Genomic DNA, 3,130 nt, shown 5'->3' with positions numbered 1-3,130 from the left:
ACCCGATCGTGAGCGAGATCCTGATCGATCTCGCCCTACGCGACGCGACCAACCGCTCGATCGGCTTCGCCGACGCCCTGGTGAACGAGCTCGGCAAGGTTACCCGGCTGGTGAAGGGCACGCGCCGGTTCGCCGGCTTCGTGGTGCTGAAGTCGCCCGACACCCCCAGCGTGCTGCTGGAGCTGGGCTTCCTGTCCAACCCGCGCGACGAGCAGTTGCTCAACGACCCGGCCCACCGACGCAAGCTGGCGGGGGCGGTGCTGAACGCGCTGGATGCCTATTTCGCCACCGCACCCCATTGAGCGCAGGCAATCGGCCGGCAGGGTCGGTGCGGAATTGAGCCCTGCCGACGGATGCGGTAACCTCGCGGTGAAGTTCGGTTGTGAACGATCGCCGCTGCCGCATCGGCTGCCACGGGACCCGTTACCGGGCCCGGCACGGGGTCTGCCGCCGGCGCATTGCCTCGCACGGGAAGGTTGAAGAGCTTGACGTCGTTCCTGCGCGCGCTGGGCGTGCTGTTCAACCTGCTCCTGCTGGCGGTGCTGATCGGTGTCGGCGCACTAGGCTATGCCTGGTGGCGCTATGGCCAGGACCTGCCGGACGTGGCGCAGCTCGCCACCTACGAGCCGCCCACGGTCACCCGCGTCCATGCCGGCGACGGGCGGCTGCTCGCCGAGTTCGCCAAGGAGCGGCGCGTCTGGGTCCCGATCCACGCGATCCCGGTCCGCATCCAGCAGGCCTTCGTCGCCGCCGAGGACCAGAACTTCTGGCACCACTGGGGCGTGGATCCGCAGGGCATCGCGTCCGCGGTGGTCGACAATCTGCGTCGGGTCGCCAATGACGAGCGGCCACGCGGCGCCTCGACCATCACGCAGCAGGTGGCGAAGAACTTCCTGCTCACCAACGAGGTGTCGATCGACCGCAAGATCAAGGAGGCGATCCTGGCGATCCGCATGGAGCGGGTGCTGAGCAAGGAACGCATCCTCGAGCTCTATCTCAACGAGATCTTCCTGGGCTACCGGGCCTACGGCATCGCCGCCGCGGCGCTCAACTATTTCGACAAGTCGCTGGACGAGCTGACGCTGGGCGAGATCGCGTTCATCGCCGGGCTGCCGAAGGCACCGTCGCGTTACGACCCGGCCCGCAACGCCGAGGTGGCGCGCGACCGGCGCAACTACGTGATCGGCCGGATGCAGGCGGACCGCTACATCACCGCCGAGGAAGCGGACGCCGCGCGGGCCGAGCCGTTCGTCCTGCGCGCCCGCCGGGGCCAAGCCGACCAGGCGTCGGCCGACTTCTTCCTGGAGGAGGTGCGCCGCCGGCTGGTAGCCCAGCTCGGCGAGGCCGGCTTCTACGAGGGCGGCCTGTCGGTGCGGACCACGGTGCAGCCGCGCATCCAGCGCATCGCCGACAGCGCGCTCCGGCGCGGTCTGTCCGAATACGACCGCAAGACCGGCTGGCGCGGCCCGATCGCGAACCTGCCGGACGCTGCCACCCGCCCGGACTGGCAGGACGCGCTGGCGGCGGTCGATCCGGGCTTTAGCCTGCTCGACTGGCAAAAGGCGCTGGTGCTGGCCGCGGGTGCCGAGGGCGCCGATCTGGGCCTGGCCGACGGCACGACCGGAACGATCGGCAGCGCCGACCTGAAATGGGCGCGGCCGGTGGACGCCGAGGGCAAGATGGGCCCGGCACCCACGCGCGCCGACCAGGTGCTGAAGCAGGGCGACGTCATCCTGGTCGAGAACATCGCCGCCGAGGGCGAGCCGCCGCGCTTCGGCCTGCGCCAGCGCCCCGAGGTCGAGGGCGCCGCCGTGGTGCTCGACCCCAATACCGGCCGGGTCCTGGCGATTTCCGGCGGGTTCGACTTCCGGCAGAGCAGCTTCAACCGGGCCACCCAGGCCTGGCGGCAGCCCGGTTCGGCCTTCAAGCCGTTCGTCTATCTGGCGGGGCTGGAGAACGGCTACACGCCGGCCTCGATCGTGCTGGACGCGCCGATCGTGATCGACCAGGGGCCGGACCAGCCCAAGTGGAAGCCCGAGAACTTCAGCCAGCGCTTCTACGGCCCCTCCACCCTGCGCCTCGGCCTGGAGAAGTCGCGCAACCTGATGACCGTGCGCTTGGCCCAGGCGGTCGGCATGGACAAGGTGATCGACGTGGCGCGCCGCTTCGGCATCGACCGGGGCCTGCAGCACTATCTGGCTGGCTCGCTCGGTTCCAACGAGGTCACGCTCTTGGGCCTGACCTCGGCCTATGCCGAGTTGGTCAATGGCGGCAGGCAGCTCACCCCGGTGCTGGTCGAGCGGATCCAGGACCGCTACGGCAGGACGCTGACGCGCCGGGACGATCGGAGCTGCGAGGGCTGCACGGCCGAAGCCTATGACGGCGGCCTACCGCCGCTCCTGCCCGACACGAGGCCGGCGGTGACCGACGAGCGCTTTGCCTACCAGATGACCAACATGCTGGCCGGCGTGGTGGAGCGCGGCACCGCATCCAGCGCCAACAAGCTGGGCCGGCCGCTCGGCGGCAAGACCGGCACGTCCAACGATGCCAAGGACACCTGGTTCGTCGGCTTTTCGCCCGACCTGGTCACCGGCGTTTTCATCGGCTTCGACCAACCCAAGAGCCTGGGCGATCGCGAGACCGGCGGGACGGTCGCCCTGCCGGTCTGGACCGAGATCATGGGCAAGGTGCTGGAAGGCACCCCGCCCACCCCGTTCCGGGTGCCGCCCGGCGTGCAGCTGGTTCGCATCGATGCCGCGACCGGCGCCCTGCCCGGCCCCGACACCAAGCAGGTGATCCTGGAAGCCTTCCTGCCGGGCACCGCGCCCACCAGCGAGCTGCCGAGCGCCGCGGTGATCGGCGGCGAGACCGCCCTTTACGATCCGCAGCCGGCCGGCCGTTCGGCGCCACCCGCCGCACCGGTGGCACCGCCGATCATGGATGACGGCCTGTACTGACCGGCCGACGACCCCACTTTTTTCTACCGATGCCCGAATCTGTCCTTACGGAGCCTGAACATGCGTGCTGAGATCGCGAATCCCGCGGACGAGCTGAAGGAGGGTGTGGCCCTTCTGCGGAGGCATCTTTGACTGGGATGAAGCCCTGGTCCGCCTGGACGAGCTGAACGCCC

General features: G+C 69.7%; 2 protein-coding genes. Both read left to right on the top strand.

Annotation, left to right across the window (positions count from 1 at the left end):
- The coding region (locus tag EQG76_RS07870; RefSeq protein WP_235031254.1) for an N-acetylmuramoyl-L-alanine amidase family protein at positions 1 to 302 on the top strand (302 nt) is incomplete at its 5' end.
- A gap of 183 nt (positions 303 to 485) precedes the next feature.
- A complete protein-coding gene (locus EQG76_RS07865; protein ID WP_235031253.1) occupies positions 486 to 2,957 on the top strand; it encodes a penicillin-binding protein 1A in 2,472 nt (823 codons plus the stop codon).
- Positions 2,958 to 3,130 lie beyond the last annotated feature (173 nt).

The organism is Geminicoccus flavidas (genome assembly GCF_009806515.1).
In the GTDB taxonomy this organism is placed as follows: domain Bacteria; phylum Pseudomonadota; class Alphaproteobacteria; order Geminicoccales; family Geminicoccaceae; genus Geminicoccus; species Geminicoccus flavidus.
The sequence above is the reverse complement of the archived record's forward strand: the minus strand, read 5'-3'. Positions and strand labels throughout refer to the sequence as shown.